Annotated in this window: 2 protein-coding genes; both read left to right on the top strand. The window is 74.1% G+C overall.

Going from position 1 to position 3,364, the window contains the following annotated elements; translation table 11 throughout:
• Window positions 1-2,104, top strand: a 2,104-nt coding sequence (locus AOK03_RS36415; protein WP_341845841.1) for a VMAP-C domain-containing protein, incomplete at its 5' end; no start/stop codon positions are given.
• Window positions 2,105-2,273: 169 nt separating this feature from the next.
• Window positions 2,274-3,275 (top strand): AAA family ATPase, encoded by a 1,002-nt coding sequence (locus AOK03_RS36410; RefSeq protein WP_055569667.1) that lies wholly within the window; start codon window positions 2,274-2,276, stop codon window positions 3,273-3,275.
• The last annotated feature ends 89 nt before the right edge of the window (window positions 3,276-3,364 follow it).

Raw genomic sequence — 3,364 nt, 5'->3', positions numbered from 1 at the left:
ACACCCCCGCATGTCTGAGCCCGCCCCCCGCCTCGACGCCCTCGCGCAGGCCGCCACCGTCCACCTCCTGGCGGCGGACGGCGCGGAGAGCGGGGATGTCGCGGCCGCCGGGACCGCCGGGGATACAGCCATGTGGGGCAGTGGGTTCTTCGTCGCGCCCGGCTGGGTGCTGACCTGCGCCCACGTCCTGCGGCCCCATCTGGCCAGGGACCGCGAGCGGGCGTTCGCCGTGCGCGGCACCGACCTCAACGACGGCATCCCCGTCGCCGCCCGCCTGGCGCACTGGCTCATCGGCGACCACGAGCGGTCCGTGGTGCCGCCCGAGGAGGACCTCGCGCTGGTCCGGCTCCTCGACGACACCGTCGAGCACGAGTGCGTGTGGCTCGCCGACCGTGCCGTACGCCCGTTCGGCGACGTCGTCGCGTACGGCTACCGGCCCGACGAGAACGAGGGCAGTGCGGGCGCCAAGCCCTGGAGCGCCGACGCCGAGATCAACGTCCGCGACGACGGCGCGGGCCTGCGCTTCAAGCCCGACATCGCCTTCCCCAAAGGGGTCTCGGGCGGCCCGCTGCTCGACCCGCGCACCGGCGCCGTCGTCGGCCTGATCAAGTCGCGCCGCAGGGAGCGCGACGGCGGCATGGCCGTCGCGACGCTCGCGCTGCGCCGGTTCGGCGAGGCCTACCGCACGGTGACCGCCGCCCACGACCGGTGGCACGGCACGGCCCCGCGCGTCATCACCGGCGACAACTGGGTCGACGAGCAGCAGCGCCTGCTGGGGGCGGAGCGTCGGCCGGGACCCGACCAGTGGTCCCCCAAGGACCGCCGCAACGCGCTGGGCCTGCTCGCCCGGCTGCCCGACCCGGGCGCCGCGCCGTCCGTCGCCAAGATCGTGCGGAAGGTGCGCGGCCGCAGGCCGCCCGGCGCCGCACCCGCGCTGCTCACCTGGCGCGACGGCCACGGCCTCCTGTACGACAGCGCCCTGCCCGAGGACGCGCTGACGTTCCTGCACTACCTGCGGCTCGTCGCCGCGTACGTCCGCAGCCGCGGCGGCGACGCGGAGCGGCTCGAGGAGTGGGTCGCCGAGCGGCTCGGGGAGGACGACCGCACCCATCTGCACGCCCTGGTCACCGAGGCCCGGCTGCCCGACGGACTGCTCCCCGGACCCGAAGGACCGGACCGCGCGGCCGTGCCCTACCCCGGGCCAGGGGAGGGCCCCACGGTCACCGTGCTGCTCGACCCCGTCATCGGCGTGACGCCCGCCCGCTTCCACTGGCAGGTCTGGGTCAACCACGGCGACCACGCGGACGGGGAGACGTACCAAGGGGCACGAGAAGAGACGTACGAAGAGACGTACGAAGGCGACTTCGGGCGCTGCGACATGGAGATGGCGGCGGAGGACTACTCGGGAGAGGGCTTCCTGCCCGGCGAGCTCGTCCAGGCCCTGCGCGCGCCCCTCGGCAGGACCCTGCACCGGCTGGACGGCGAGGGCCCGCCCGTGCCGCTCGAATTCGCCCTGCCCGCCGAGCACTTCGACACCCAGGTGCACCGCTGGCAGTTCGACGACATCGCGAAGCTCTACGCCACCGAACGGCTCGGCACCCAACGCCGCGTCGTCCTGCGGGACCTCGCCCGCCGGGCGGATCCGGACAACCCCGACTGGCACGACAGGTGGCGGTCGGTGGCCGCCGCCCGCGAGCTGGCGCCCGCCCGCGTCCCCGAACGGGACAGCAGGCCGCACGTCCGGCACTTCCAGAAGCTGCCGCACACCGCGATCCCCGTCATGTGCCGCCCAGCCGGGCGCGGCGTGGGACGCGACGCCATGAAGCTGGCCCTCGGCAGCGGGCACGGCGTCGTCCTCTGGCACATCGAGGGGCACGCCACCCGCGGCTGCCAGGACACCTGCGAGGACCTGCACGCGGGCGTGGAACAACTGCTCGGCCGGCTCGGCTCGGTCGCCGAACTCCCCGACCGCATCCGGCACATCAGGCAGGACATCAGCAGCGGCAGGGACGACCGGCACTGGGCGGAACCCCTCGCTCTCCTGTACGACGATCCCCGGCGGCCGCTGCCGCCCGAGGACACGACGCCGGCGGACTCGCCGTGAGCGCGGCCCGCGCCGAGCCGCGCCGCCGCCCAACTCCCTGGCCGGAAAGCACTGTTCAACGGCCCGAGCGTGGGTACATTCCCAACGGCCCGTTGTGGGCGCACGCCGCCCCCGTCGGCCAGGACGTGGTCAGTCAGTCAAGCCACCGACCGTCGACGAGGAGCACGCAGTGAGCGGATGGTTCATCTACGAGGGCGTCGGTGGTCCGGATCCGGACAAGATCCGACGGCTGCCGGGCCCGCCGCCCTGGCGCGCCTTCGACGCCCCGCCGGTGCCCTACGACGTCCCGGACGTCGACTCCGCGACGCGCCGCAGGCTCGGCGACGCCGACGTCCCCATGTCCGTGCAGGGGGCCGAGATCCTCGAACTCATCAACGCCGCGCTCTATCTGCGCCGCCCCCTCCTCGTCACCGGCGAACCCGGCTCCGGCAAGAGCACCCTCGCGCACTCCCTCGCGTACGAACTGGATCTCGGCCGCGTCCTGCAGTGGGCCATCGTCAGCCGCAGCGAGCTCAAGGACGGGCTCTACACGTACGACGCGATCGGCCGCCTCCAGGACAACCAGCTCGGCCGCGACCACTCCGAGGACATCGGCCGCTATCTGCGGCTCGGCCCCCTCGGCACCGCCCTCATCGCCTCCGACCGGCCGCGCGTGCTGCTCATCGACGAGCTCGACAAGAGCGACATCGACCTGCCCAACGACCTCCTGAACGTCCTGGAAGAGGGCGAGTTCGGCATCCCCGAGCTGGAGCGGATCGCCGACCGGCCCGGCCAGGAGACCGTGCAGGTCCTCACCGACGACGGCCGCCGCGTGCCCGTCACCCGCGGCCGGGTGCGCTGCCGGGCCTTTCCCGTCGTCGTCCTGACCAGCAACCGCGAGCGAGAGTTCCCGGGACCGCTGCTGCGCCGCTGTGTCCCCCTCGACCTCGAACCGCCCCGCGACCAGCGGCTCGCCGCGATGGTCCTCGCGCACTTCGGGACGGGGGCGTACGACACGAACATCGACCTCGTCGACCAGTTCACGGACGCCGAGGCGGACGGCGCGCTGCGCCCCACCGACCAGCTCCTGAACGCCATCTTCCTCGCCCAGCACGCCGCGCGGCAGCAACCCGAGCGGCGCGAGGAGATCGCCGGGCTGCTCATGCGGCCCCTGGACCGCGGGCCCCGGTGACGCCGTGACCTCCGCCCCGCACCGCGCCGACGCCGTGAGCGATGCGCTCGCGGCGCTCGTCGCGCGGCTGCGGGATGCCGAACTCGCCC

The sequence above is a fragment of the Streptomyces atriruber genome (assembly GCF_001418325.1).
Taxonomy (GTDB): Bacteria; Actinomycetota; Actinomycetes; order Streptomycetales; family Streptomycetaceae; genus Streptomyces; species Streptomyces atriruber.
Note: the sequence above shows the minus strand (reverse complement) of the source record. Positions and strands in the feature narration are given on the sequence as shown.